Annotated in this window: 27 protein-coding genes and 1 tRNA gene; 6 read left to right on the plus strand and 22 right to left on the minus strand. The window is 59.3% G+C overall.

The window, feature by feature from the left end:
• Positions 1 to 181: transposase (locus A4C63_RS09235; RefSeq protein WP_156510858.1), on the minus strand; the 181-nt coding region annotated here is incomplete at its 3' end.
• Between the two features lie 355 nt (positions 182 to 536).
• Here A4C63_RS09235 and A4C63_RS09240 point away from each other — a divergent pair.
• A complete protein-coding gene (locus A4C63_RS09240) occupies positions 537 to 2618 on the plus strand; it encodes an AAA family ATPase (RefSeq protein ID WP_256202914.1) in 2082 nt (693 codons plus the stop codon).
• Positions 2615 to 3919 carry an McrC family protein gene (locus A4C63_RS09245; RefSeq protein ID WP_063912417.1) on the plus strand — a complete coding sequence of 435 codons (1305 nt, stop codon included), beginning with the start codon at positions 2615 to 2617 and terminating at the stop codon, positions 3917 to 3919. Before A4C63_RS09240 ends, A4C63_RS09245 begins: the two co-directional genes overlap by 4 nt.
• Positions 3920 to 3992: 73 nt before the next feature.
• Here the strand turns inward: A4C63_RS09245 and A4C63_RS09250 are convergent.
• The 4 genes from A4C63_RS09250 to A4C63_RS26265 form a co-directional block, all read right to left on the minus strand.
• Positions 3993 to 5143, minus strand: a protein-coding gene (locus tag A4C63_RS09250) for an IS3 family transposase (RefSeq protein ID WP_156510859.1) whose coding sequence is annotated in 2 segments (ribosomal slippage) — positions 3993 to 4900 and positions 4900 to 5143 — 1152 coding nt in all. Because the reading frame shifts where the segments join, the coding sequence is not laid out codon by codon here.
• 85 nt (positions 5144 to 5228) lie between these two features.
• Positions 5229 to 5531 carry a hypothetical protein gene (locus A4C63_RS25470; RefSeq protein WP_082888288.1) on the minus strand — a complete coding sequence of 101 codons (303 nt, stop codon included), beginning with the start codon at positions 5529 to 5531 and terminating at the stop codon, positions 5229 to 5231.
• A complete protein-coding gene (locus A4C63_RS09260; protein WP_218186505.1) occupies positions 5528 to 6115 on the minus strand; it encodes a hypothetical protein in 588 nt (195 codons plus the stop codon). The genes A4C63_RS25470 and A4C63_RS09260 overlap by 4 nt, the downstream gene beginning before the upstream one ends.
• Positions 6090 to 6353 (minus strand): helix-turn-helix domain-containing protein, encoded by a 264-nt coding sequence (locus A4C63_RS26265; protein ID WP_156510860.1) that lies wholly within the window; start codon positions 6351 to 6353, stop codon positions 6090 to 6092. The genes A4C63_RS09260 and A4C63_RS26265 overlap by 26 nt, the downstream gene beginning before the upstream one ends.
• A gap of 21 nt (positions 6354 to 6374) precedes the next feature.
• Between A4C63_RS26265 and A4C63_RS09265 the strand changes: the two genes are divergently transcribed.
• The gene (locus A4C63_RS09265) at positions 6375 to 7406 is read left to right on the plus strand and encodes a site-specific DNA-methyltransferase (RefSeq protein ID WP_256202915.1); all 1032 of its coding nucleotides are present in this window, start codon (positions 6375 to 6377) and stop codon (positions 7404 to 7406) included.
• 153 nt (positions 7407 to 7559) lie between these two features.
• Here the strand turns inward: A4C63_RS09265 and A4C63_RS09270 are convergent.
• The 9 genes from A4C63_RS09270 to thrS form a co-directional block, all read right to left on the minus strand.
• Positions 7560 to 7636: transfer RNA gene (locus tag A4C63_RS09270), tRNA-Pro, on the minus strand.
• Between the two features lie 112 nt (positions 7637 to 7748).
• Positions 7749 to 8105: a MerR family transcriptional regulator gene (locus tag A4C63_RS09275; protein ID WP_003250681.1), complete on the minus strand. Its 357-nt coding sequence runs from the start codon at positions 8103 to 8105 to the stop codon at positions 7749 to 7751.
• Positions 8086 to 8388: an integration host factor subunit alpha gene (gene ihfA / locus A4C63_RS09280; RefSeq protein ID WP_003250679.1), complete on the minus strand. Its 303-nt coding sequence runs from the start codon at positions 8386 to 8388 to the stop codon at positions 8086 to 8088. Before ihfA ends, A4C63_RS09275 begins: the two co-directional genes overlap by 20 nt.
• 4 nt (positions 8389 to 8392) lie before the next feature.
• On the minus strand, positions 8393 to 10774 hold the full coding sequence (pheT, locus tag A4C63_RS09285; protein WP_063912420.1) for a phenylalanine--tRNA ligase subunit beta: 2382 nt from the start codon (positions 10772 to 10774) through the stop codon (positions 8393 to 8395).
• Between the two features lie 31 nt (positions 10775 to 10805).
• A complete protein-coding gene (gene pheS, locus A4C63_RS09290) occupies positions 10806 to 11822 on the minus strand; it encodes a phenylalanine--tRNA ligase subunit alpha (RefSeq protein WP_013972006.1) in 1017 nt (338 codons plus the stop codon).
• A gap of 109 nt (positions 11823 to 11931) precedes the next feature.
• Complete coding sequence (gene rplT / locus A4C63_RS09295) at positions 11932 to 12288, minus strand: 50S ribosomal protein L20 (RefSeq protein WP_003250671.1); 357 nt, start codon at positions 12286 to 12288, stop codon at positions 11932 to 11934.
• Positions 12289 to 12315: 27 nt separating this feature from the next.
• Positions 12316 to 12510, minus strand: a complete 195-nt coding sequence (gene rpmI, locus A4C63_RS09300) for a 50S ribosomal protein L35 (protein WP_003250667.1) — start codon at positions 12508 to 12510, stop codon at positions 12316 to 12318.
• A gap of 61 nt (positions 12511 to 12571) precedes the next feature.
• On the minus strand, positions 12572 to 13123 hold the full coding sequence (infC, locus tag A4C63_RS09305) for a translation initiation factor IF-3 (protein WP_013972005.1): 552 nt from the start codon (positions 13121 to 13123) through the stop codon (positions 12572 to 12574).
• Complete coding sequence (gene thrS, locus A4C63_RS09310) at positions 13123 to 15045, minus strand: threonine--tRNA ligase (RefSeq protein ID WP_013972004.1); 1923 nt, start codon at positions 15043 to 15045, stop codon at positions 13123 to 13125. The genes infC and thrS overlap by 1 nt, the downstream gene beginning before the upstream one ends.
• Positions 15046 to 15381: 336 nt before the next feature.
• Here thrS and A4C63_RS09315 point away from each other — a divergent pair, with 336 nt between their 5' ends.
• Together A4C63_RS09315 and A4C63_RS09320 are read left to right on the plus strand one after the other, a co-directional pair.
• A complete protein-coding gene (locus tag A4C63_RS09315) occupies positions 15382 to 15687 on the plus strand; it encodes a hypothetical protein (protein WP_063912421.1) in 306 nt (101 codons plus the stop codon).
• 162 nt (positions 15688 to 15849) lie between these two features.
• On the plus strand, positions 15850 to 16062 hold the full coding sequence (locus A4C63_RS09320; protein WP_003250656.1) for a cold-shock protein: 213 nt from the start codon (positions 15850 to 15852) through the stop codon (positions 16060 to 16062).
• Between the two features lie 222 nt (positions 16063 to 16284).
• On the opposite strand, the gene A4C63_RS09325 is transcribed toward A4C63_RS09320, so the two are convergent.
• Positions 16285 to 16596, minus strand: a complete 312-nt coding sequence (locus A4C63_RS09325; protein WP_063912422.1) for an I78 family peptidase inhibitor — start codon at positions 16594 to 16596, stop codon at positions 16285 to 16287.
• Positions 16597 to 16872: 276 nt separating this feature from the next.
• Between A4C63_RS09325 and A4C63_RS09330 the strand changes: the two genes are divergently transcribed.
• Positions 16873 to 17085, plus strand: a complete 213-nt coding sequence (locus tag A4C63_RS09330) for a hypothetical protein (RefSeq protein WP_063912423.1) — start codon at positions 16873 to 16875, stop codon at positions 17083 to 17085.
• Here A4C63_RS09330 and A4C63_RS09335 read toward each other — a convergent pair.
• The 7 genes from A4C63_RS09335 to A4C63_RS09365 all read right to left on the minus strand — a co-directional run bounded on the left by A4C63_RS09335 (position 17057) and on the right by A4C63_RS09365 (position 24076).
• On the minus strand, positions 17057 to 18058 hold the full coding sequence (locus tag A4C63_RS09335) for a nucleoside hydrolase (RefSeq protein ID WP_063912424.1): 1002 nt from the start codon (positions 18056 to 18058) through the stop codon (positions 17057 to 17059). The two genes, A4C63_RS09330 and A4C63_RS09335, sit on opposite strands and share 29 nt — an antisense overlap.
• Positions 18059 to 18206: 148 nt before the next feature.
• The gene (gene rbsD, locus A4C63_RS09340) at positions 18207 to 18605 is read right to left on the minus strand and encodes a D-ribose pyranase (protein ID WP_063912425.1); all 399 of its coding nucleotides are present in this window, start codon (positions 18603 to 18605) and stop codon (positions 18207 to 18209) included.
• Complete coding sequence (gene rbsK, locus A4C63_RS09345; protein WP_063912426.1) at positions 18602 to 19510, minus strand: ribokinase; 909 nt, start codon at positions 19508 to 19510, stop codon at positions 18602 to 18604. Before rbsK ends, rbsD begins: the two co-directional genes overlap by 4 nt.
• Before the next feature lie 15 nt (positions 19511 to 19525).
• A complete protein-coding gene (locus A4C63_RS09350; protein ID WP_063912427.1) occupies positions 19526 to 20548 on the minus strand; it encodes a LacI family DNA-binding transcriptional regulator in 1023 nt (340 codons plus the stop codon).
• Positions 20549 to 20552: 4 nt separating this feature from the next.
• Positions 20553 to 21548, minus strand: a complete 996-nt coding sequence (locus tag A4C63_RS09355) for an ABC transporter permease (protein WP_063912428.1) — start codon at positions 21546 to 21548, stop codon at positions 20553 to 20555.
• The gene (locus A4C63_RS09360) at positions 21545 to 23098 is read right to left on the minus strand and encodes a sugar ABC transporter ATP-binding protein (RefSeq protein ID WP_063912429.1); all 1554 of its coding nucleotides are present in this window, start codon (positions 23096 to 23098) and stop codon (positions 21545 to 21547) included. The genes A4C63_RS09355 and A4C63_RS09360 overlap by 4 nt, the downstream gene beginning before the upstream one ends.
• Positions 23099 to 23119: 21 nt before the next feature.
• Positions 23120 to 24076 carry a sugar ABC transporter substrate-binding protein gene (locus tag A4C63_RS09365; RefSeq protein ID WP_063912430.1) on the minus strand — a complete coding sequence of 319 codons (957 nt, stop codon included), beginning with the start codon at positions 24074 to 24076 and terminating at the stop codon, positions 23120 to 23122.
• Positions 24077 to 24202 lie beyond the last annotated feature (126 nt).

A 24202-nucleotide genomic window follows, 5' to 3' on the forward strand; every position in this document is an offset into this window, starting at 1 on the left:
CCTTGCTCGTTGGCGTAGCACCGCCACGTTCTGACTGGAGTTGATTCACCCAGCGGCGCAGCGCCGATTCAACCAAGTCGAGCGACCGGGCGGCTTCAGTAAGGCTATAGCCCTGGTCGAGCACCAGGCCGGCTGCCTCGCGCTTGAATTCGGGGGTGAAAGTACGTCGTTGTCTGCTCATCGAACACCTCTGTGTGGCGACCATTTTCGCCTAAAAAGGTGTCCGAGGTTAGTAGACCACTACATTACGCATCCACCAAACCCTTCGGTGATGATCAGTAGCGCATTAGCAGCGGGCTCATGGAAGATTGGATTAAGGTTAGGCCGTTCATCTTCGGCGCGTCTCCCCCATCGAATTCGAACCTACGTCTGTAGGAAAGGGCCGATTCCGGTGTAGGATTGGCACACTTTACGCCTTCACCCCGCGCTACAGAGCAGCAAACCACGGCGCTCGCCATCGCATCTGGTCGAAGGTCTCTGAGAACGCCAGCGTTCGGCGCGCTCTCGAGCGGATCCACTGGCATGGAGTATTTGCATTGAAGCAACGCGGCGTGGCACTTAACCAGATCCTCTTTGGTCCACCCGGTACCGGGAAAACCTATGCGACTATCGACTTAGCTCTGGAGATTCTGGACCCTGAGACGCTGCGGGAACACTCAAAAAACCGCGCCGTCCTCAAGCGTCGGTTCGATGAACTCGTCCAGCAAGAACGGATTCGCTTCGTCACATTCCACCAAAGCTTCAGCTACGAAGACTTCGTAGAGGGCTTGCGCGCCACGACCGATGAAAGCACCCAACAATTGCGCTATGAAGTCGTGGATGGTGTTTTCAAATCAATCTGTGAAGCCGCAGCAGCCAAGGTGACGCACCAAGCTCAAGGCCCAAGTGACCTTAGGGGGCGACGTGTCTGGAAGATGTCCCTCGGAAATACACTAGGGGATGACTCCCACGTTTATCAGGAGTGCCTACAGGGCGGCTACGTGCTGCTCGGGTATGGCGAGGCTATTGATTTTTCCGGGTGTACCAGCCGCCTGGAAGTGCAACAACGTTTCGCTTCATCTGGCGTAATGCCCGCCAACCCGGCCAATGACTATGGCATCACCAGCGTTACAGCCTTCGTTACGCGAATGAAGATTGGTGATTTGATCGTCGTATCCGATGGCAACTTCAAATTCCGCGCGATCGCAGAGGTGACCGGCGATTACCAGTACAAGCCTCACCCAGAGTTCGATGCCGGCTACTCGCAGATGCGCTCAGTGAAGTGGCTGCGTGAGTACGCCCCTTCCCTGCCGCACACCGAGTTGCTTAACGGCCAGTTCAGCCAAATGACCTTGTATGAGATGAGCAGCACCACCTTGGACCGGGACAAGCTGGCCGGGCTTCTCAGTAATGTAGCCAGTAGCGGAGAGCTCGCTCTGCAAGTCGATCAACGTTTCGGCAGCTATGTAGTGCGTAAAGTTGGCAGCGAACAAATCGAATTCGATAAGCCTAGCGGGGGCAGCCTGCCATTGCCGTTGAGCATTATCCGCCAACTCCTCACCTACGTTCAGGACGGCCGCATAACGGTTGAGGACATTCGACAGAAACGGGTATTCGAACGGGTGGCCGAGTCCGACCTAGAGAAGTACCTCGTCAACGGCTATCAGAATCTTTTCGCAGCGCTGGTTGAGCGCCTGCTTCAGCCGACCGAGGCGCCAAGGCTCAACGATGCGCGAGTGCTCATTATCGATGAAATCAACCGCGGCAATATGTCTCGAATATTCGGCGAGCTCATCACCTTGATCGAGCCGAGCAAGCGAGCCGATGCCGATGAAGCACTCTCCGTGATGCTGCCGTATTCGAAAAAACCGTTCAGCGTCCCCAGCAACCTGTTTCTGATCGGCACAATGAACACTGTCGATCGCTCGCTGGCAGGTTTGGATATTGCTCTACGACGCCGCTTTACTTTCCGGGAAATGCCACCCAAACCCGAGCTGCTAGACGATGTGGTGATTAATGGTCAACTCAACATCGGACAACTGCTACGCGTGATGAACCAGCGGATAGAAGCGCTACTGGATAGAGATCACCGCTTGGGTCATGCCTATTTTATGCCGTTGCAAAACGACAATTCGATCACGCGGCTGGAAGAGATTTTTCACAATCAGATTCTTCCATTGCTTCAGGAGTACTTCTTCGAGGACTGGCAACGCATAGCCTGGGTCCTCAATGACCATCGCAAACCAAGCTGCGATCAATTCGTCCAACAGCGCCCGAGCCAAGCGGAGGCTTTGTTTGGCAGCGAAATCGCTCTCGGCCTTGAGAAAGCGTCTTGGGAATTAAACGACGAAGCCTTTCAACGCTTGGAAGCCTACCTCAGCATTCTCGACACCCAGCTGCCGAGCAGCGTACAAGCCGTAAAGCGCGAAGTCGCATCCGGCGATTTGGTCTTGCGAGAACTCGCCAGTGGCTCCATCGAGGTAATACGCCAAGGACAGCGACAACAACCCACATACCCAGCGCTACGGGAATTGGCGAATACGATCGGGTTGAGCATGCAGGGAGAGACCGGCAATAGATTAAACACCCGACGCTTGGGGCGTCAGCTACTTAGCCACCTGCAGAATCAAGAGTCGTGAAAACAACTGTCACGATCCGCGAATACGCGCGCCTCACGACACAAGAAGTGAAGCCTTCGCTCGATTTAGCCCAGGTCTCACAAAGCGCGTTCGATTGGCTGTGTGATTTCAGCGGGTGCTTGGAAGCCAGTGGTGCCAGCGTCCTAAAGCTTACAAATCGGCGCACCTTGAAGTGGGACTCGTATGTCGGGGTGCTGGAAACCCCCTGTGGCACCCGTTTGGAAATACTACCTAAGCATCACGAGGAGGATGGCTGCATAGCAAAAAGTCGTCAGTTGCTACGCAAGCTGATTCAAAACGCGCTTCAACTCAAGCCGCGAAAGGCTGGAGCTGCAAACGTCGAAGCGTTTGATGCGCCACTCAGCGAGTGGGTGATGCAGCAGTTCCTAAGCGAGCTCGATTTGTTACTCAAGCGAGGCATACGCTTTGATTACGAACGTGTCGAGGAAGAGCAGCGTTATCTCCGGGGTCAGTTGAATGCGGTAGCGCAAATGCGCCAGCCACCGGGGCGACAGCACCACTTTCAGATTCGCCACGACATATTCTTACCGGACCGTGCTGAAAACCGCCTGCTTAAGCTTGCGCTGGACCAGGTTGCGAAACTCACGACTAGCCCCCGGAACTGGCGACTTGCGACTGAACTGCAGGTATTCCTGGCAAGCATTCGGGGGAGCCGAAATATCGCTCAAGACCTACGGGCCTGGAGCGAGGATCGGTTGATGAGTCACTACAGGCCGGTTAAACCCTGGTGCGAACTGATCCTCAGTCAGCACGTTCCCCTAGCAGTGGTTGGTAGAACCGCCGGCATGAGTTTACTGTTCCCAATGGAACGGCTATTCGAGCGCTATGTGCAGGATTGGCTACAACGTAACCTCATACCTGAAGCCAAGATGACTGCCCAATCGCGGAGCAAATATCTGTGCGAGCATGACGATCGGCGGATGTTTTGCCTGCGACCGGATATTTTGATCGATCTGCCTGCACAGCAGTGGATTTTGGATACGAAGTGGAAGCGGATCGACGCGGGGAAACACGAGAAAAACTATCATCTGAGCCAAGCGGATTTTTATCAGCTTTTTGCCTATGGCCATCAGCACCGGACAGATGGGAGCGTACCTAACCTCTTTTTAGTTTACCCGTGTTGGTCGGGTCTTCAGGTGGGGCTTCCTGCTTTCGATTACGGGGGAGGCTTGCGGTTGTGGGTGCTGCCGTTTGACCTGGAAGCCGGGCGGTTGGTCGTGGATGAGCGGCATTGTGTTCCCATTCGGAGCCAAACTAGAAATCCATCTTGCCATCCTTGACAGGCTCTGTGGTGATCTACTAACCCCGGAGATCGTGTCCCGGGAAGTGGTGTAATGAATCGCCCCTGGTTCCCTAGACACTCTCCAAGTTCAGGAAATAGCGTTTCTCATATTCTACTGGAGACAGCTGCATAGCACTGCTGTGCCGCCGTTTAGGGTTATAGAACATCTCGATGTAGTCGAAAATATCACTTCGGGCTTCTTCACGGGTTGTGTAGATCTTTCGTCGGATTCGCTCCCGCTTCAAAAGCTGGAAAAAGCTCTCGGCTACAGCATTGTCGTGGCAGTTTCCCCGCCGGCTCATGCTGCTGATTTCATTGTTGGCCTTCAAGAAGCTTTGCCAATCTGAGCTACTGTACTGACTGCCTTGATCTGAGTGAATCATCACTTGCTGCTGTGGCTTGCGTCGCCAAACGGCCATCAGCATCGCGTCGTTAGCCAAGTCGCTGCACATCCTCAGCTTCATTGACCAACCAATTACTTGGCGTGAGAACAGATCCAGCACTACCGCGAGGTAGAGCCACCCCTCATAGGTGCGGATGTAAGTGATATCTGTCACCCAGACCTTGTTTGGCTCACTGACCTTGAACTGCCGCGCGAGGTGGTTGGGCGAGGCCACTGTTGGCTTTCCACCATAAAACCCTGGGCGCCGCCGATAGCCCGTTTGCGAACGCAGCCCCTCCACCTGCATCAAACGCCCGACTCGATTTCGACCGCATTCCTCTCCCAGCTCACGCAGGTCATCGTGGATTTTGCGGTAGCCGTATACACCTCCGCTTTCCAGCCAAGCGTGTTTGATCAAACCAAGCAGACGTTGATCTTCTTTTGCTCGGGCAGATTGAGGCTCGGCCAGCCAGGCGTAGTAGCCGCTGGGGTGCACTTTGAGGGTTTGGCAAAGGCGACGTACCGGGTAATCCGTCGAGTGCTTCTTGATGAAGGCGTACTTCAGCCGCACTCGTTGGCAAAGTACGCGGCGGCCTTCTTTAAGATGTCTCGCTCTTCCGTCACGCGCTTGAGTTCAGCGCGTAGTTTGCGAAGTTCGGCCTGCTGATCGTCATCTTGCTGACCCTGCTCTTGGGGCTTGCTGTAGACCTTGATCCAGGCGTAGAGGCTGTGCACGGACATGCCTAGGCGCTGGGCGACATCGGCCACAGGTTTGCCTTTTTCGGTCACTTGCTTGACCGCTTCGATCTTGAATTCTTCGGGGTAACGCTGACGACTCATGGCACCTCCTATTTGGGCCTCATTATGAGGCTTGGAGGTGTCGATGAAACCAGGGGCGATTCAGCCAAATACAAGCCAACAAAAACTACAACCAATGCGAAGGGATTTGCAAATCATACTGTTTTGCTACGTACTGCAATACACTGAGCAGTGAAACAAACCGCTCCTTGTCATACTCCTGATGAGCAGCGCGACGCCGTATAAGAGTTTCAAACTCATTCAAATTATACAGGCCCAACCTATATAGATTTCCCCAGGAGGCCTCACCAAATAGATTATACACCGTAGCGGTATCATCACGCTCACTAGCTAGTCGCTTTTCCCCAACAAGCCGTGCTAGAGCTTCCTCGCCTTTATCGCGATCTTCGTAAGTAAATAAAAGTTTCACAATAACTCCACTGACTGATCCTCAAGGCCTTCAGGACCGAAGCCGCCCGCATCAATCGGAGTAGGTAAAACAACATCAGACACCAACTCCACTGTTGTCTGATACATAAGGCGCCCATGCTTTTCAACGTGTGAGACTGGAATCTTGGGGTTATTTCGATCTTTACCACCAGTTGCATACCACTTGGCTTCCCATCGAGCAAAGTAAACCTCCAAATCTTCCGGCTCTAAAACATAGACCGCCTGCAGCTCAATGTCTCGATAAATTGCAAATACCCAAGGAACCTCACGATACTTATCAAGTATAGTCGGATTCAAATGATGATGAGTTGAAAAACCCTTAGTTAGCTCGATATTCACCGATTTAAGCTCATACTCCCTTCCAGCAACATCTACGGCGTCATTACCCTCCCGCCCTGGAAGTACCGCAAGGTTGAGTAAAAGCAAGACTTGAAGAAGCTTCCCACCATTATCCTGAAAAATATCGTTTATTCCGTGAGCCTTGGCAAGCGCTTGAAAGTCCTTCACTGCAGGCCAAACCTGAGTCAACTTTTCATAATCAGGGTGAGGCACTAGAGGTTCCACTCAAATCTTCCTTCTCTTCCATTAGAAACGCTGGAGAGACTCTCAGTGCAACTGAAAGTCTCTCAATATTATCTATCGATATATTTCTTTCCCCTCGCTCCACTGACCCGACATAGGTACGATGAAGCCCCGACGCTTCCGCCAGAGCCTCTTGTGACCAACCAAGTGACTCACGTGCGGCTCGCAGATTCCTAGCAAAAACGCGCCTTATCGGGGAGGGGTTTATCTTCTTGATCATGCGAGGGATAATGGTGCTCTGATGACTATGGATCTACAGCCTATGAGTAGCATTTCTCACAACCTAAGCCCCGCTTTCCTACCCGCGTACCACACAGAGAAAGGGGCGACCTACATCGGCGATTCAAGGGAATTACTTGAAAGGGTACCCGACAATAGCGTAAACCTAGTCATGACGAGTCCCCCTTTCGCTCTGCAACGACAGAAAGAATACGGAAACTTAGATCAGCATGAATACATTGATTGGTTTTTGAGCTTTGCAGAGATCGTGTACAGAAAGCTTACCCCTGACGGGAGCTTTGTAGTCGATTTCGGCGGAGCTTACATGAAAGGCGTGCCAGCAAGAAGTCTCTATAACTTCCGGGTCTTAATCCGCATGATCGACGAGCTAGGTTTTTTCCTGGCAGAAGACTTTTATTGGTTTAACCCCTCCAAACTCCCCAGCCCAATCGAATGGGTAAATAAAAGAAAAATGAGGGTAAAGGACTCTGTCAACACCGTATGGTGGCTAAGTAAGACCGAATGGCCAAAAGCAAATGTGAGTAAAGTTTTGGCACCCTATAGCGATCGTATGAAAAAGCTGATTGAAGATCCGGACAAATTTTACACCCCGAAAGTTCGCCCCTCCGGCCACGACATAGGAAAGAGTTTCAGCAAAGATAACGGCGGCGCCATTCCTCCAAACTTACTCCAAATACCAAATTCCGAATCGAATGGTCAATATCAGGCGGGTTGCAAGTCTGTAGGAATTAAGGCGCACCCAGCCCGCTTCCCAGCCAAGCTACCCGAGTTTTTTATAAAAATGCTAACAGACCCCAACGATTTGGTTGTCGACATTTTTGGTGGATCTAATACTACGGGCCAAGTCGCGGAGGCGGAGGGCCGCAGATGGATGACATTCGAACAGCTTCCTGAGTATGTTGCAGCCTCAGCTTTCAGATTCATTGATAAAGGTACTGCTCCCGAGAAAATGCAAGAAATTTTCGAGGCGATTTCACAAGGAAGATCGGTAAATCTCACAGAACACACGCGCCAGCCCGCATTCTCACTCTAATTCCTTGCCACGCTGATTGTTGAAGCTGAACGAAGCCAGCTTCAACAATTACGCCCAAGCTTACCCATTCAATCAAATTGCTTCAGCACCACTAAAAATCTGAAACAATAAAAAAGCCCAGTCGTCACCAACTGGGCTTTTTCGTTTCAATAATGGTCGGGACGGAGTGATTCGAACACTCGACCCCTTGCACCCCATGCAAGTGCGCTACCGGGCTGCGCTACGCCCCGACTGGGCTTTGAAGCATGCTCTCAATGTTACCGAGAACTTTGAAGAATTTACCCTAACCTCCTGATAAATGAAAGCTTTTTCTCAAAAAATTTTCATTCACCGCCAACCAGGTCATTTCTTCAAAACCACCAACACATCCTCCAACTCGACAATCATCTGTCGAATCAGCTGCTTGTACTGGCTAGACTCATCCTTGGCCTCATCACTGGAAAGCCTCAACCGAGCCCCCCCAATGGTGAACCCCTGATCATAAAGCAGCGCACGAATCTGGCGAATCATCAGCACATCCTGCCGCTGATAATACCGCCGGTTCCCCCGCCGCTTCACGGGATTGAGCTGATCGAACTCCTGCTCCCAATACCGCAGCACGTGCGGTTTCACCGCACAAAGCTCACTCACCTCACCAATGGTGAAGTACCTTTTGCCCGGTATGGGGGGCAGTTCGTCGTTATGGCTTGGTTCCAGCATAGGCCTCAACCCGGGCCTTCAACTTCTGCCCTGGACGAAAGGTGACGACGCGCCGTGCGGTGATCGGGATTTCTTCCCCTGTCTTGGGGTTGCGGCCCGGCCGCTGGCGTTTGTCGCGAAGGTCGAAGTTGCCGAAACCGGACAGCTTGACCTGCTCGTTCTCTTCAAGTGCGTGCCGAATTTCTTCGAAAAACAGCTCGACCAGCTCCTTGGCCTCACGCTTGTTAAGCCCCAGCTCCTCGTACAGCCTTTCGGCCATCTCAGCTTTCGTCAGAGCACCCATGCCGTTATTTCCTTAACGTGGTGTTCAACCTTTGTTCGAGCGAGGTGAGGATGTTTTGCAGTGCGGCGTTCACCTCATCGTCGTTAAGAGTGCGCGATGGATGCTGCCAGGTCAAGCCAACGGCAAGGCTTTTTCTATCAGGATCAATACCTTTACCTTGGTAGACGTCAAACAGCCTGAGGTCTGTAAGCCATTCGCCTGCATTGTCACGAATTACTTCAAGCACCGCGCTAGAAGCCACATCACGTCCTGCGATCAAAGCCAGGTCGCGGCGGGTTTCCGGGAACTTGGACAGCTCGCTGAATTTCGGCAGGCGGCCTTCGACCACGTCGCCCAGCACCAGCTCGAACAGGAACACCGGGCGGTCCAGGTCCAGGGCTTTGGCCAGCTCTGGGTGGATGGCGCCGAGGTAGCCGACCAGCTTGCCGTCACGCTCGATGGCGGCGGTCTGGCCTGGGTGCAGGGCTGGGTGCTTGCCGGCGCTGAAGGTGAAGTCGCTCAGGGCACCGGAGTAGCCCAGCAGGGCTTCCACGTCGGCTTTGACGTCGAAGAAGTCGACGCCGTCGCGGCCGTTGGCCCAGCCTTCTGGCAGGCGGCTGCCGGTGACTACGCCGGCGATCATCGGCTGCTGCTTCAGGTCGCCGAGCTGGCCGACGAAGCGCAGGCCGCTTTCGAACAGGCGCACGCGGTCTTGCTGGCGGTTCAGGTTGTGCTGCAGTGCCTTGACCAGGCCCGGCCACAGGGACGCGCGCATGGCGGCCATGTCGCTGGAGATGGGGTTGGCCAGCAGCAGCGGCTCTACGCCCGGGCTGAACAGTTCGAACAGTTTCGGGTCGATGAAGCTGTAGGTGATGGCTTCCTGGTAGCCGCGGGCAACCAGCAGGCGGCGCAGGGTCGGCAGGTCACCGCGGGTTTCCGGCTTGCCCTGTGGGGCCAGGCGGGCTTGCGGGTAGCGAACCGGCAGGTTGTTGTAGCCGTACAGGCGGGCCAGCTCTTCGATCAGGTCCACTTCCAGGCTGATGTCGAAGCGGTGGCTTGGGACGTTAACGGTCCACTGCCCTTCCCCGTCTTTAGTCGTGGTCAGTTCCAGGGCGTTGAGCAGCTGCTCGACCTGGGCTGGGTCCATTTCCATGCCGAGCATCTGGGTGATGCGTTCGGCGCGCAGGGTGACCGGGGCCACTTGCGGCAGGTGCTGTTCGCTGACGGCTTCGACGACCGGGCCGGCTTCGCCGCCGACGATGTCCAGCAGCAGCTGGGTGGCGCGCTCCATGGCTTCGCGGGCCAGCTGCGAGTCCACGCCGCGCTCGTAGCGGTGCGAGGCATCGGTGTGCAGGCCGTAGGAACGGGCTTTACCGGCAACGGAGATCGGCTCGAAGAAGGCGCTTTCGAGGAACAGGTCGCGGGTTTTTTCGGTGTTCACACCGCTGTGCTCGCCACCCATGACGCCGGCGATGGCCAGGGCGCGGGTGTGGTCGGCGATAACCAAGGTGTCGGCGCGCAGGGCCACTTCCTGGCCGTCGAGCAGGACGAGCTTCTCGCCCTCTTCGGCCATGCGTACGCGGATGCCGCCGTTGATTTCTGCCAGGTCGAAGGCGTGCATCGGCTGGCCGAGTTCGAGCATCACGTAGTTGGTGATGTCGACGGCGGCGTCGATGCTGCGCACATCGCTGCGGCGTAGGCGTTCGACCATCCACAGTGGGGTCGGCTTGCTCAGGTCGACGTTGCGGATGACGCGGCCCAGGTAGCGTGGGCAGGCAGCCGGGGCGCTGACTTCGACCGGGCGCACTTCGTCGTGGGCAGCCGGTACGGCTGGCACTACCGGGCGGGTGACCGGGGTGTCGTACAGGGCGCTGACGTCGCGGGCGAGACCTGCGATGGACAGGCAGTCGCCGCGGTTGGGGGTGAGGCCGATTTCGATGCTGGCGTCGTCCAGGCTCAGGTACTGGCGAATGTCTTCGCCAACCGGGGCGTCAGCAGCCAGCTCGAGCAGGCCGTCGTTCTCTTCGCTGATCTGCAGCTCGGCAGCCGAGCACAGCATGCCGAACGACTCGACGCCGCGCAGCTTGGCCTTCTTGATCTTGAAGTCGCCTGGCAGTTCGGCGCCGATCATGGCGAACGGGATCTTGATGCCTGGGCGGGCGTTAGGGGCGCCGCACACAACCTGGAAGGTTTCCTGGCCGTTGCTTACCTGGCATACGCGCAGCTTGTCGGCGTCCGGGTGTTGTTCGGTGGCGAGGATTTCGCCCACGACGATGCCGCTGAACTGGCCGGCAGCGGGGGTAACGCTGTCGACTTCGAGGCCGGCCATGGACAGGCGGGCGACCAGTTCGTCACGGGAGACTTGCGGGTTTACCCAACCGCGCAGCCACTGTTCACTGAATTTCATGCTGTTCTCCTAGAATGTGCGTCGATTGGGCCTAGCGGAATTGGGCAAGGAACCGCAGGTCGTTATCGAAGAACAGACGCAAATCGTTGACGCCGTAGCGCAGCATGGCCAGGCGCTCGGCGCCCATGCCGAAGGCGAAGCCCTGGAACTCTTCAGGGTCGATGCCGGACATGCGCAGCACGTTCGGGTGCACCATGCCGCAGCCCATCACTTCCAGCCAGCCGGTCTGCTTGCACACGCGGCAGCCTTTGCCGGAACACATCACGCACTGGATGTCGACTTCGGCGGACGGCTCGGTGAAGGGGAAGAACGATGGGCGGAAACGTACCGCCAGTTCTTTTTCGAAGAACACGCGCAGGAACTCTTCGATGGTGCCCTTGAGGTCGGCGAAGTTGATATCGCGATCGATCAGCAGGCCTTCGACCTGGTGGAACATCGGCGAGTGGGTGATATCCGAGTCGCAACGGTATACGCGGCCCGGGCAGACAATGCGGATGGGCGGCTGGGTGGACTCCATGGTCCGCACCTGCACCGGCGAGGTGTGGGTGCGCAGCAGCATGTTGGCATTGAAGTAGAAGGTGTCGTGCATCGCCCGGGCCGGGTGGTGGCCGGGGATGTTGAGCGCTTCGAAGTTGTGGTAGTCGTCTTCGACCTCTGGGCCTTCGGCAATGCCGTAGCCGATGTGGGTGAAGAACTGCTCGATGCGCTCGAGTGTACGGGTGATCGGGTGCAGGCCACCGGTGGCCTGGCCGCGGCCTGGCAGGGTGACGTCAATGCATTCGGCAGCCAGGCGAGCGCTGAGCTCGGCTTCTTCGAAGGCGGCCTTGCGGGCATTGAGCACAACGGTGACGCGCTCTTTGGCGTCGTTGATCAGCGCGCCGACTTTCGGCCGCTCTTCGGCTGGCAGGTTGCCCAGGGTCTTCATCACCTGGGTCAGCTCGCCTTTCTTGCCGAGATAGTTCACCCGGATCTGTTCCAGGGTATTGATGTCTTCAGCGCGCTCCACGGCCTCTAGGGCTTGGGAGACCAACGCATCCAGGTTTTCCATGTACAGACTCCAGATACGAAAATAGGGGAAGAGCTTTGAAGGCTCTTCCCCTATCGATGACGTTCAATGCCCGACGGCGCTAGCGCCGCCGGGTGATTGTCGCGGGTACTTAAGCCAGAACGGCTTTAGCTTTCTCGACAATCGCAGCAAACGCCGCTTTTTCGTTCACTGCCAGATCGGCCAGAACCTTACGGTCGATTTCGATCGAAGCCTTTTTCAGGCCAGCAATCAGACGGCTGTAGGACAGACCGTTGGTGCGGGCACCGGCGTTGATACGAGCGATCCACAGTGCGCGGAACTGACGCTTCTTCTGACGACGGTCACGGTAGGCATATTGACCTGCCTTGATGACAGCCTGCTTGGCAACGCGGAATACGCGCGAGCGTGCACCGTAGTAGCCTTTAGCCAGTTTCAGAATTTTCTTGTGACGCTTACGAGCGATGACGCCACGCTTAACACGAGCCATGAGTAACTTCCTCTATCTAAACCAGAATTAACGTACGCGCAGCATGCGCTCGACTTTTGCCACGTCAGACGGGTGCAGCAGGCTGGCACCGCGCAGTTGACGCTTACGCTTGGTCGACATTTTGGTCAGGATGTGGCTCTTGAAAGCGTGCTTGTGCTTGAAGCCGGAAGCGGTCTTCAGGAAGCGCTTCGCAGCACCGCTCTTGGTTTTCATTTTTGGCATGTTGGAACTCCGCATTCGATAAAATTACACAATAATCATCAGGCCTGCCGTGCCCGGGAGATTACTTCTTCTTTTTGGGGGCGATGACCATCATAAGCTGGCGTCCTTCCATCTTCGGATGCTGCTCAACGGAGCCGTATTCGGCGAGGTCGGCTTCGACCCGCTTCAACAGCTCCATGCCCAGCTCCTGGTGGGCCATCTCACGGCCGCGGAATCTCAGAGAGATCTTGGCCTTGTCCCCATCGGTAAGGAAACGTACCAGGTTGCGTAGTTTTACCTGGTAATCCCCTTCTTCCGTCCCTGGACGAAACTTGATTTCTTTGATCTGGATCTGCTTCTGGTTTTTCTTGGCTTCGTTGGCCTGCTTCTTCTTCTCGAAGAGGTGCTTGCCGTAGTCCATCACCTTGCAGACGGGCGGTTGCGCGTCGGCGGAGATCTCCACCAGATCCAGCTTCGCTTCATCAGCGATACGAAGCGCTTCATCAATCGAGACGATGCCAATCTGCTCGCCGTCAGCGCCAATTAACCGAACCTCGCGTGCCGAGATATTCTCGTTGATCGGGGCTTTCGGTGCAGTTCGTTTATCGTTTCTCATTTCACGCTTAATAGTCATTACTCCGATTCTAGGCGACCGCGCTGGGCGACAGCGCTGTTGAGCAGCTGCGTGAATTCAGCCACCGGCATGGAGCCGAGGTCTTTGCCTTCACGGGTGCGTACTGCGACGGTCTGCGTTTCGACTTCGCGATCCCCTATAACCAAAAGGTACGGGACCTTGAGCAAAGTATGCTCGCGGATTTTAAAGCCGATCTTCTCATTTCTCAAGTCCGACTTGGCACGGAAACCGCTACCGTTCAGGGTATTTTCCACCTCGAGGGCGAAATCGGCCTGCTTGTCGGTGATGTTCATGATCACGGCCTGGGTGGGTGCCAGCCAGGCCGGGAACACGCCAGCGTAGTGCTCGATCAGCATGCCGATGAAGCGCTCGAACGAACCGAGGATGGCGCGGTGCAGCATGACCGGGCGAACACGGCTGTTATCTTCGGCGATATAGCTGGCATCCAGGCGTTCTGGCAGGTTCGGGTCGTACTGCAGGGTACCGCACTGCCAGTTACGGCCGAGGCAGTCGCGCAGGGTGAACTCGATCTTCGGGCCGTAGAAGGCGCCCTCGCCCGGCTGGTATTCCCACTCCAGGCCCGATTCGTTCAAGGCATCGGCCAGTGCGCCTTCGGCACGGTCCCACAGCTCTTCGGAGCCCACGCGCTTGGCCGGGCGGGTCGACAGCTTCATGGCGATGTCGGTGAAGCCGAAGTCCTTGTACACGTCCAGGGTCAGCTTGATGAAGTCGGCGGCTTCTTTCTTCACCTGTTCTTCGGTGCAGAAGATGTGCGCGTCGTCCTGCACGAAGCCACGCACGCGCATGATGCCGTGCAGGGCGCCGGACGGCTCGTTACGGTGGCAGGCACCGAATTCGGCCAGGCGCAGCGGCAGGTCGCGGTAGCTCTTCAGGCCCTGGTTGAACACCTGCACGTGGCACGGGCAGTTCATCGGTTTTACCGCGTAGTCACGGCTTTCCGACGAAGTGGTGAACATGTTCTCGGCGTAGTTGGACCAGTGGCCGGAGCGCTCCCAGAGGATACGGTCGACAACCTGCGGGGTCTTGATTTCCTGGTAGCCGTTGACGCGCTGGACCTGGCGCATGTACTGCTCGAGTACCTGGTACACGGTCCAGCCGTTGGCGTGCCAGAACACCATGCCTGGGGCTTCTTCCTGCAGGTGGAACAGGTCGAGCTGCTTGCCGATCTTGCGGTGGTCGCGTTTTTCGGCTTCTTCGATGCGCTGGATGTACGCCGCCAGCTGCTTCTTGTCAGCCCAGGCGGTGCCGTACACGCGTTGCAGCTGCTCGTTCTTGGCATCACCGCGCCAGTAGGCGCCGGACAGCTTGGTCAGCTTGAATGCCTTGAGGAAGCGGGTGTTCGGCACGTGCGGGCCGCGGCACATGTCGACGTATTCTTCGTGGTAGTACAGGCCCATGGCCTGCTCGTCCGGCATGTCTTCGACCAGGCGCAGCTTGTAGTCTTCGCCACGGGCCTTGAACACATCGATGACTTCGGCGCGCGGGGTCACCTTCTTGATGACGTCGTAGTCCTTGTCGATCAGCTCCATCATGCGCTTTTCGATGGCGGCCATGTCTTCAGGGGTGAAGGGGCGCTCGTAGGCGATGTCGTAGTAGAAGCCTTCGTCGATGACCGGGCCGATCACCATCTTGGCGGTCGGGTACAGCTGCTTCACCGCGTGGCCGACCAGGTGGGCGCACGAGTGACGGATGATCTCCAGTCCCTCTTCATCTTTAGGGGTGATGATCTGCAGGGTGGCGTCGTTGCTGATCAGGTCGCAGGCATCGACCAGTTTGCCGTCGACCTTGCCGGCCACGGTGGCCTTGGCCAGGCCGGCGCCGATGGAAGCGGCGACTTCGGCTACGGATACGGCGTGATCGAACGAACGTTGACTGCCATCGGGAAGAGTAATAACGGGCATGGCGCCTCCTCTCCTAGTGGTGACCCCTACCAAAGGTCACGTGGGTTGGGATGAGCCAGTACAAGATCCGACCTGCCTTCCTCGGTGGGAAGCCTGCCTCACAGTGGCAGAAGCCTTTCGGCTTGTCAGGGACGAACCAGAGTGACTGGAAAGAAAAAAGATTGCTGCAAGCTGCACGTTGTCAGCTGCAAGCCGGGCATGCTAGCACGCGGGTTGCGTGGCAGGCAGAAATATTTGGAAATTACAGACTTCGGCTGAACTTACACGGAAAAATTCCTATCAGACCTTGGGAAGCAACCTACTCTTGATGTGACCTAACCCAAGGAGTAACTGGTTATGCGAGTTCCGTCTCTTCTGGCCCTGGCGGCCGCTGGGGCCCTGCTGCTGCCCATGGCTGCGAACGCCGGCAACTTCCCGGCCGGGAAGGAGGCCGCCTACATGACCCAGTGCACGCAAGTGGCTCAAGGCCAAGGCGTTGACGCTGCGGCCGCGAAAAAACACTGCGACTGTGGCGCGCAAACCATCAAAAAGAATTTCACCGACGCAGAGATTGCCGACCTCGACAGCAACGATGGCGTGGACGCCAAGCTGATGCAGAAAGCCCAGACGCTCGTGAAACAGGCCTGCGCACCGAAGAGCTGAAACCTTAAAGCCAGAGCAGGCCAGCCATTCTTTGAGCTGGATCAATATCCTGCGAAGGTAAAAGGCGCTAGATGCGCAGAATTAGACTATGATGTGTCCCGTGCTCCGTAGCCTCGGCCGCATTGCACCACTGAAAAAACTAAATGTTCTGGAGATTCACCCATGTCCAATCGCCAACAAGGCACCGTCAAATGGTTCAATGATGAGAAAGGCTACGGCTTCATCACCCCAGCAGGCGGCGGCGACGACCTGTTCGTTCACTTCAAGGCCATCGAATCTGACGGCTTCAAGAGCCTGAAAGAAGGCCAGACTGTTTCCTTCGTCGCCGAGCGCGGCCAGAAGGGCATGCAGGCTGCACAGGTTCGTCCGGAGTAATTCGGATAGCTGTAAAAAACCCGCCCTTGTGGCGGGTTTTTTTATGGGTGCTGCATGGGCTGACGGGGTTGGCCATGCAGGCACGGCTTTTTTTGTGGAAGCGGCCTTGTGTCGCGAAAGGGGCGCGTAGCGGCCCCAAGGTTTTCAGCTTCGCAGCATCAATGGCCGGGGCCGCTTTGCGGCCCTTTCGCGACACAAGGCCGCTCCCACAAGGACCGCGTATCAACCGCAGTTGACGCGAATCACCTTGCCCTGCTCGTCCACATTCAGGTTCAGGCGCTCGGAGCGGTACTCCAGGGTGACCACGTCGTGCGGCTTGAGAATGCGTGCCATCTGCGAGCCACTGGCCTTGCGCGCCTGCTCCAGCAGCTCGGCGCTGGCTGGCTTGCCAATGGCAAAATCGGCGCCACTGGCTTCGCAGCGGCCGTCGTTGCCTGCCGGCGCAGCGCCACCCGCAGAATTGCCACCAGTGCTGCAACCAGCCAGGACAGCAGCCACCGCCAGGGTTGCCAGGTAAGCACGGGTACGGAACATGAAGCCTCCTAAATCGGTCCGGGAACTGTCTGATCCGACAGTTCCACTCATCATTTGTTGCAAAACCGACCAAGTCTGCCTGAACTCGCCGACATAGGCGAAAACGCAATCGTGACCGGATTTTGCACAACCCGCTGCGTTTGCCATATGCTTAAGCCGCAACGTCACTGACGCAAAGTCATGATTTAGTGCAGGAAGTGGAGCGCACCCCGCCTCCATCGAACACCAGGGTCAGGTGTTCGCCCCTTCGTCCTGGGCCCCAAGCGAGAGCCTTTCATGAGCAGCCACAGCATCGATGCCGATATCAAGGTCAAATGGGCCGAGGGCCAGAGCGCGTACAGCCCTGGCACACCGGAAGAATTGCTGTTGATTGCCATCGACCTGCTGGTGCGCGATCGCGGCGCCGAGGCGGCACGCAGCTTCATCGACCAGGTGTTCGAGCGCTTCGCGCCGCACACGGCTATTCCAATCGCGCCAAACGGGCGCTGAGTAGGTCGAACAGGCCCTGGGCATCACCCTGATCCACCCACATCACGTTGGCTGGCTGCTTTAGCACGCCATACCAGTCTGCAAGGGTCTGGCCGAAGCTGGGGCCTTCGCGGCTGTCGATGCTCATATGGATGCGCCGGCCGCTGAACAGTTCGGGCTTGAGCAGGTAGGCGATCACGCTGGCGTCGTGCACCGGGCCGCCGGGCATGCCGTACAGGTCCATGTCGTGGGTGATGTAGGCGTTGAGGATATCCACTACCCGTTTGCTTGCCTGGTTGTTAACGGCTGCCAGTTGCTTGAGGCGCGCGTCGCTGGTCAGTAGCTTGTGGGTGACGTCCAGCGGCAGGTAGGTCAGTTGCACGCCGCTGGCCAGCACCACTTCGGCGGCATGCGGGTCGGCATAGAGGTTGAATTCCGCCGCTGGGGTGATGTTGCCGCCGTTGAAATGGGCGCCACCCATGACCACCACTTGCTTGATGCCTTTGGCAATGTCCGGGCGCTGGATCAGCGCAAGGGCCAGGTTGGTCTGCGGGCCAAGCATGGCGATGGTGATACTGTGGGGTTGGGCGGCGCCCAAGGTGTCGACCAGGTATTGCACGGCATTGCCCTGGGCTAGCGGCGCTTTCGGTTCGTGGACCTGGATGCCAGTGAGGCCTTCTTCGCCGTGGACGTCGGCGGCGTAGATCGGCTTACGCACCAGCGGGCGCGCGGCGCCGGCGTACACGGGGATGTCTTCGCGGCCGGCCCATTCGCGAGCCAGGCGGGCGTTGCGCGAGGTTTTGTCCAGGCGCACATTGCCGGCCACGGTGGTGATGGCGCGAATCTTGAGCTCGTCGGGCGAGGCCATGGCCAGGAACAGCGCGACCACGTCGTCGGCGCCCGGGTCGGTGTCGATGATCAGGTCGATGGGGGCGGCCTGGAGGGTGGTGGCTGCGGCCATGAGGGCGATTCCTTGTAGCAGGGGTTTGAGCATGGGTGGCACTCCTGTTGCCTGGATTGGTATTCCTGGTACACCGCAAATCCCTGTGGGAGCGGGTTTACCCGCGAAGGAGGCAGCGCGGTGGATGGCACCGGCTTCGCCGGTGTTCGCGGGTGAACCCGCTCCCACAGGGGGCGACGGGCTAGAAAGTCACGCCGGAAATCAGCGCGATGTTGCTGTAGGGCTGGCATTCGCCAGTGCGCACGACCGCACGGGCACTGCGCGACAGTACTTTGAAATCTTCATGGCTCAGCCATTCACGCTTGCCCAGCTTGCCCTTCAGCCGCTCGATTTCGACCAGCGCCGGCGGCACCACTTTCTGCATTTCTTCGGCCAGCACATGGCGCTCCACCTGCAACTCGCTCAGCACGGCCCGCAACACGCTGGCGAAATCCGGCAACCCAGGCGTAACGGCCAGGTCGATCAGTTCGACCCCCGGCGGCACCGGCAGCCCGGCATCGCCGATCACCAGGATGTCACCATGCCCCATGCCGGCGATGGTCCGCGACAAGGCGACGTTCAGCAGTGGGTTTTTTTTCATGGCGTCAGCTCCGCCAGGTAGGGAATGGACGGCTGGGCACCAGCGCGGGTGACCGACAGGGCTGCGGCGCGCTGGCCGAAGGTGATGGCTTCGCCCTCCTCCAGGCCGCGTACCAGGCCAGCGGCAAATCCACCGATGAAAGTGTCGCCGGCTGCAGTGGTGTCCAGCGGCTGTACCACCGGTGCAGGGAAATGCTGGTGGTCCTTGGCCGTGACCAGCAAGGCCCCTTGCGCGCCCAGGGTAATGATCACTTTGCCCGCGCCCAGCTGCAGCAAGTGCTCGCCGGCGCGCCGGGCACTGTCCAGGTCGGTCACTGCCACGCCGGTCAGGGCCTCGGCCTCGCTTTCGTTGGGTGTCAGGTAGTCGATATGGGCGAACCAGTCCGCTGGCAAGGGGCCGGTCGCCGGCGCCGGGTTCAGGATCACCCGCTTGCCCAGTTCATGCCCCCTGGCCAGGGTCCAGGCCACGGTATCGGCCGGCACTTCCAGCTGGCAGATGATCACCTCGGCCGCCTGCAGCAGCGCATCGAAACGCTGCACCGACTGCGGCGTCAGCAGGCCGTTGCCACCGGGGATGATGACGATGCAGTTCTGGCTGGCGGCATCCACGGTAATCAGCGCCACACCGCTGGACACGCCCGAGCAGGTGGTAACGCCCTGGCAGTCGATGCCTTCTACATACAAGGCCCGGTGCAGTTGCTGGCCGTAGGCGTCGTCGCCGACGTTGCCGATCATTGCCACGCTGCCACCCAGGCGCGCCACGGCCACCGCCTGGTTGGCCCCCTTGCCGCCCGGCACGGTGAAAAAGCTTTCGCCGGGGAGTGTTTCGCCGGCCCGGGGCAAGCGCTGGGCGCGGGCCACCAGGTCCATGTTGAGGCTACCGACTACCACGACCTTGGCATTCATGACATTTCCTTAGCATTAGCGGTAATCGTTGAACAGGTCCGGGCGCGGCCCGGTGGACTCGCGCAGCACGATGCGCGGGGCGACGATACGTTGCTCTGCCGCGCCCTGCCGAGGCGTGCCGATACGCGCCAGCAACAGCGACGCGGCGCTCTCGCCCAACGCGCGGATCGACTGGCCCACCGTGGTCAACGGCGGGTACACATAACGGCTGAGTTCGATGTCGTCGAAGCCGATCACCGACAGCTCGGCGGGTACGTTGATATTGTGTTCGGCCGCGGCGCGCAGCACGCCGAAACCGATCATGTCGTTGCCGGCGAAAATCGCCGTGGGCCGCTTGCCCTCCAGCAACCGGGTTGCCGCTGCATGGCCGCCCGGGCTGGTGAAGTCGCAGTGCAGCACGCGGTTGCCCAGCACCGCTGCGCCGGCCTCGGCCATGGCGCGGCGGAAGCCGCTCAGGCGCAGCTGGGTAACCCCGGTCTCGGCGGGGCCGCCGATGTAGGCGATGTCGCGGTGGCCAAGCTCCAGCAGGTGCTGGGTGGCCAGGTAGGCGCCCTGCTCGTGGTCGATGCGCACCAGGTCGGCATCCACGCCGTCCAGTTCGCGGTCGACGATCACCATTGGCGTGCGCACGCCAGCCAGGCTTTGCAGCAGGTCGTTGTCCTGGCCCACCGAGGCCACCACCAGGCCGTCGATGCGTTTTTCCAGCAGCACGCGCAGGTAGCTGCGCTGCTTCTGCGGGTTATCGTCGGAGTTGCACAGGATCACGCAGTAGCCGTTGCGTTCGCAGGCGTCTTCGATACCCCGCGCCAGTTCGGCGAAGTACGGGTTGACGCTGTTGGGCACCAGCAGGCCGATGGTGGCCGTGCTGCGCGCTTTCAACGAACGGGCCACGGCACTGGGTACGTAATCGAGTTCGGCGATGGCGGCTTCGACTTTCAGCCGCACCTGTTCGCTGACCGGCCGGGTCTTGTTCAGCACATGGGACACGGTGGTGTATGAAATACCCGCCAGTGCCGCGACGTCTTTGATGGTTGCCATGTTCTCAGTTCCGCCGGCCTGCACGCCGGCTACGGTAAGTGTCGAGCACCACGGCGATGACGATCACCGCCCCGGTGATGATGCGTTTGGTCGGTTCGCTGGCACCGATCTGCGCCAGCCCGGCGGCCAGCACCGAAATGATCAGCACGCCAAAGAAAGTGCTGATGACCGAGCCACGCCCGCCCATCAGGCTGGTGCCGCCAATTACCACGGCAGCGATCACCTGCAGCTCCAGACCGGAGCCGGCATTGGGGTCGGCCGCTTCCAGCCGCGAAATCTGGAACAGCGCGGCCAGGCCGGCGAGCAGGCCCATCAGGGCGAATACCTGCACCTTGTACGGGCGCGGGTCGATACCGGCCAGGCGCACGGCTTCTTCGTTGGTGCCGATGCCGATCAGGTAGCGGCCGAATACCGTGCGGGTCAGCACCAACTGGGCCAGCACGATCACCAGCAAGGCGATGATGAACGCCGGCGAGATGCCGAATGCAATGGGGTTGGAGAACCAGGCATAGGCATCGCCGATATAGGCGGTGCGCGAGTCGGTGAACTGGTAGGCCAGGCCGCGGGCCATTTCCAGCACGCCGAGCGAGACGATGAACGACGGAATGCGCCAGGCCACGGTGACGCCGCCGGTGATGCTGCCGGCCAGCGCGGCCACGGCCATGCCCAGCAGGGCCGAAGGCAGCACGCCCCAGCCCCAGCCGAGGATCGCCACGCTGACCGTCGAGGCCGCCAGCGCCAGCACCGAGCCCACCGACAGGTCGATGCCGCCGATGATCAGCACGAAGGTCATGCCCACCGCCAGCACCATCAGGTCGGGGATCTGGTTGGCCAGGGTACTGAAGGTGTTGTACGACCAGAAGTGGCTGCTGAGGAACGAGAACAGCACGATCATCGCCAGCAAGGCGCCGGCCAGGCCCAGGTAGGTACCCAGGCCAAAATAGGTACCACTGCGGCGCACCGGTGCGGCGCCTTGGCTGTCGAGCGGGGTGGTTTTCATGCATCCATCCTGGGAGCTGCGTCATGCAGCAGTGCGTCACGTTTCTGATAACCGGCAAAGGCCGCGGCCAGCAGTTGGTCCTGGCTCCAATTGTCACGCTCGAAGGTGTCGATCAGGCGGCCGGCCGACAGCACGGCGATGCGGTCGCAGATCAGCATCAGCTCGCGCAGGTCGCTGGACACCACCACCAGGGCCTTGCCCTGGCGCGCCAGCTCGGCCAGCAGGCCATAGATGTCGAACTTGGCGCCAACGTCGATGCCACGGGTGGGCTCGTCGAACAGCAGCACCTGGCAGTCGCGCTCCAGCCAGCGGCCGATCACCACCTTCTGCTGGTTGCCGCCAGACAGCTCGCCCACCACTTGCTGCGGGCCGGCACTGCGAATGCGCATGGCCTGGATCTGGCGCTCGGCCAAGGCCCTTTCGGCCTCGCCATCGAGCACACCGGCCCGCGATACCGCGCCGAGGTTGCCCAGGGCGATGTTGGCGCTGATCGACTGCGTCAGCAGCAGGCCTTCGCCTTTGCGGTCTTCGGTGATCAGGGCGATACCGGCCTGTACGGCGGCCTTGGGCGAGTCGATGGTGACCGCCTGCGGTGGCTGGCCAAGGGCGATGCTGCCGCTGTCGGCGCGGTCGGCACCGTAGATCAGGCGCAACAGTTCGGTACGGCCGGCACCGATCAGGCCGGAGATGCCGAAGATCTCCCCTGCCCTGACCTCGAACGACACTTCACGCACCTTGTCGGCGCGGCTGAGCTTGTCGACCTTGAGCAGCGGCGCGCCGATCTGCCGGCGGCCCAGGTCGATATGCTCGCCCAGCTCGCGACCGACCATGAGGTTGACCAGCTGGGCGCTGCTGTAGCGCTGGATGGGTTCGTCGCACACCAGCTTGCCGTCGCGCAGCACGACGATGCGCTGGGCCACGCGCTGCAGTTCTTCCAGGCGGTGCGAGATGTAGACGATGGCCACGCCACGTTGGCGCAGGCGTTCGATCTGGGTGAACAGCAGCTCCACCTCGCGCGCGGTGAGCATGGCGGTGGGCTCGTCGAAGATCAGCACATGGCAGTCGCCGATCAGGTTGCGGGCGATCTCGACCATCTGCTGATGGCCGATGCCCAGTTCGCCGACCGGGGTGTCCGGGTCGATGGCGTCGAGGCCGACCTGGGCCATGGCGGCCGTGGCCAGTTGGCGCAGGCGCTTCTGGCTGATCCAGCCGAAACGGCCGGGCAGGTTGTCGAGGAACAGGTTTTCCGCCACGGTCAGCGTGGGCAGCAGGTTCAGCTCCTGCATGACCATGCGCACGCCGAGGCGCTCGGCCTCGCTGCGGCTGCCGGGTGCGTAGGCCTGGCCGCGGTAGCGCATGTGCCCGGTTGTTGGGGTTTCCAGGCCACTGATGAGCTTGGACAGGGTGCTCTTGCCCGCGCCGTTCTCGCCGGTCAGGGCCAGCACTTCACCCGCCCGCAGGTTCAGGCTGACCTCGCCGAGCACGGGCTGGGCATAGGTCTTGCCCAGGCCGCTGGCGGTGAGCACCACTTCATTGGCCGATGCAGGCATGGCCGTTTCTCCTGCCAGCGATCAGGGCTTGGTGATGAGTTGGACCGGGGTCTGGATGACGTTGTCGGCATCCACGTCGGGCTTCTCGCCCTTGACCATTTTCAGCGCCGCCTGGATGCCGTACACCGCCTGCTGGCTGGCCGCCTGGTCGAGGGTGGCGAGCACGCGGCCATCGGCGAGCATCGGCTTGATGGCGTTGATGTTGTCGTAACCCACCACTTGCACCTGGCCGGTCTTGCCGGCGGCACGCACGGCCGACACGGCGCCCAGGGCCATGCTGTCGTTGCCGGCCAGCAGCGCTTTCAGGTCGGGGTATTCGTTGAGCATGGAGGCCGCGACGGCGTTGCCTTTGTCGATTTCCCAGTTGCCGCTCTGCACCGAGACGATGTTGATCTGCGCGGCCTCCATGGCGTCCTTGAAGCCGGCGGTACGCTGCTGGGCGTTGGTGGTGGTCGGCACGCCTTCGATGATGCCGACCTGGTCGCCGGCCTTGAGCTTCTGGCTGGCCAGGAAGTCGCCGACCAGGCGCGCGCCCTGGCGGTTGTCGGGGCCTACGAAGGGTACGCTGATGCCTTTGCTCTTGAGCAGTTCAGGGTCCAGGCGGTTGTCGATGTTGATCACCACCACGCCCTGGTCCATGGCCTTCTTCACCGCCGACACCAGCGCCTTGGAGTCGGCCGGGGCAATGACCAGGGCCTTGGCGCCAGCGTTGACCATCTGCTCGACGATGCGGATCTGCTCGCCGGTGTCGGTCTCGTTCTTGATGCCGTTGGCGATCAGCTCGAATTCATCGGCGTGGGCTTTCTGGTAGTCCTTGGCGCCATCTTCCATGGTGCGGAAGAACTCGTTGGCCAGTGACTTCATGACCAGGGCGACCTTGGGCTTGTCTTCGGCGTGGGCGGCGGAAAACGGCAGGGCAAAGGACAGCGAGGAAATGACCGCGAGGGCCAGCAGACGACCGGGGAACGGCAGTTTCATGGACGATGACTCCGGATCTTGTGTTTTTTGTCGGATCGCAAACGTTTGCGTTGACTCACTATGGAAACAGGACCGGGGTTTGTCAAATCCGTTTGGCTGGCAGAGGTCTAGTCGAGCCGGGCGCAG

Origin of the sequence: Pseudomonas sp. p21, assembly GCF_001642705.1 — a bacterium.
GTDB lineage: Bacteria > Pseudomonadota > Gammaproteobacteria > Pseudomonadales > Pseudomonadaceae > Aquipseudomonas.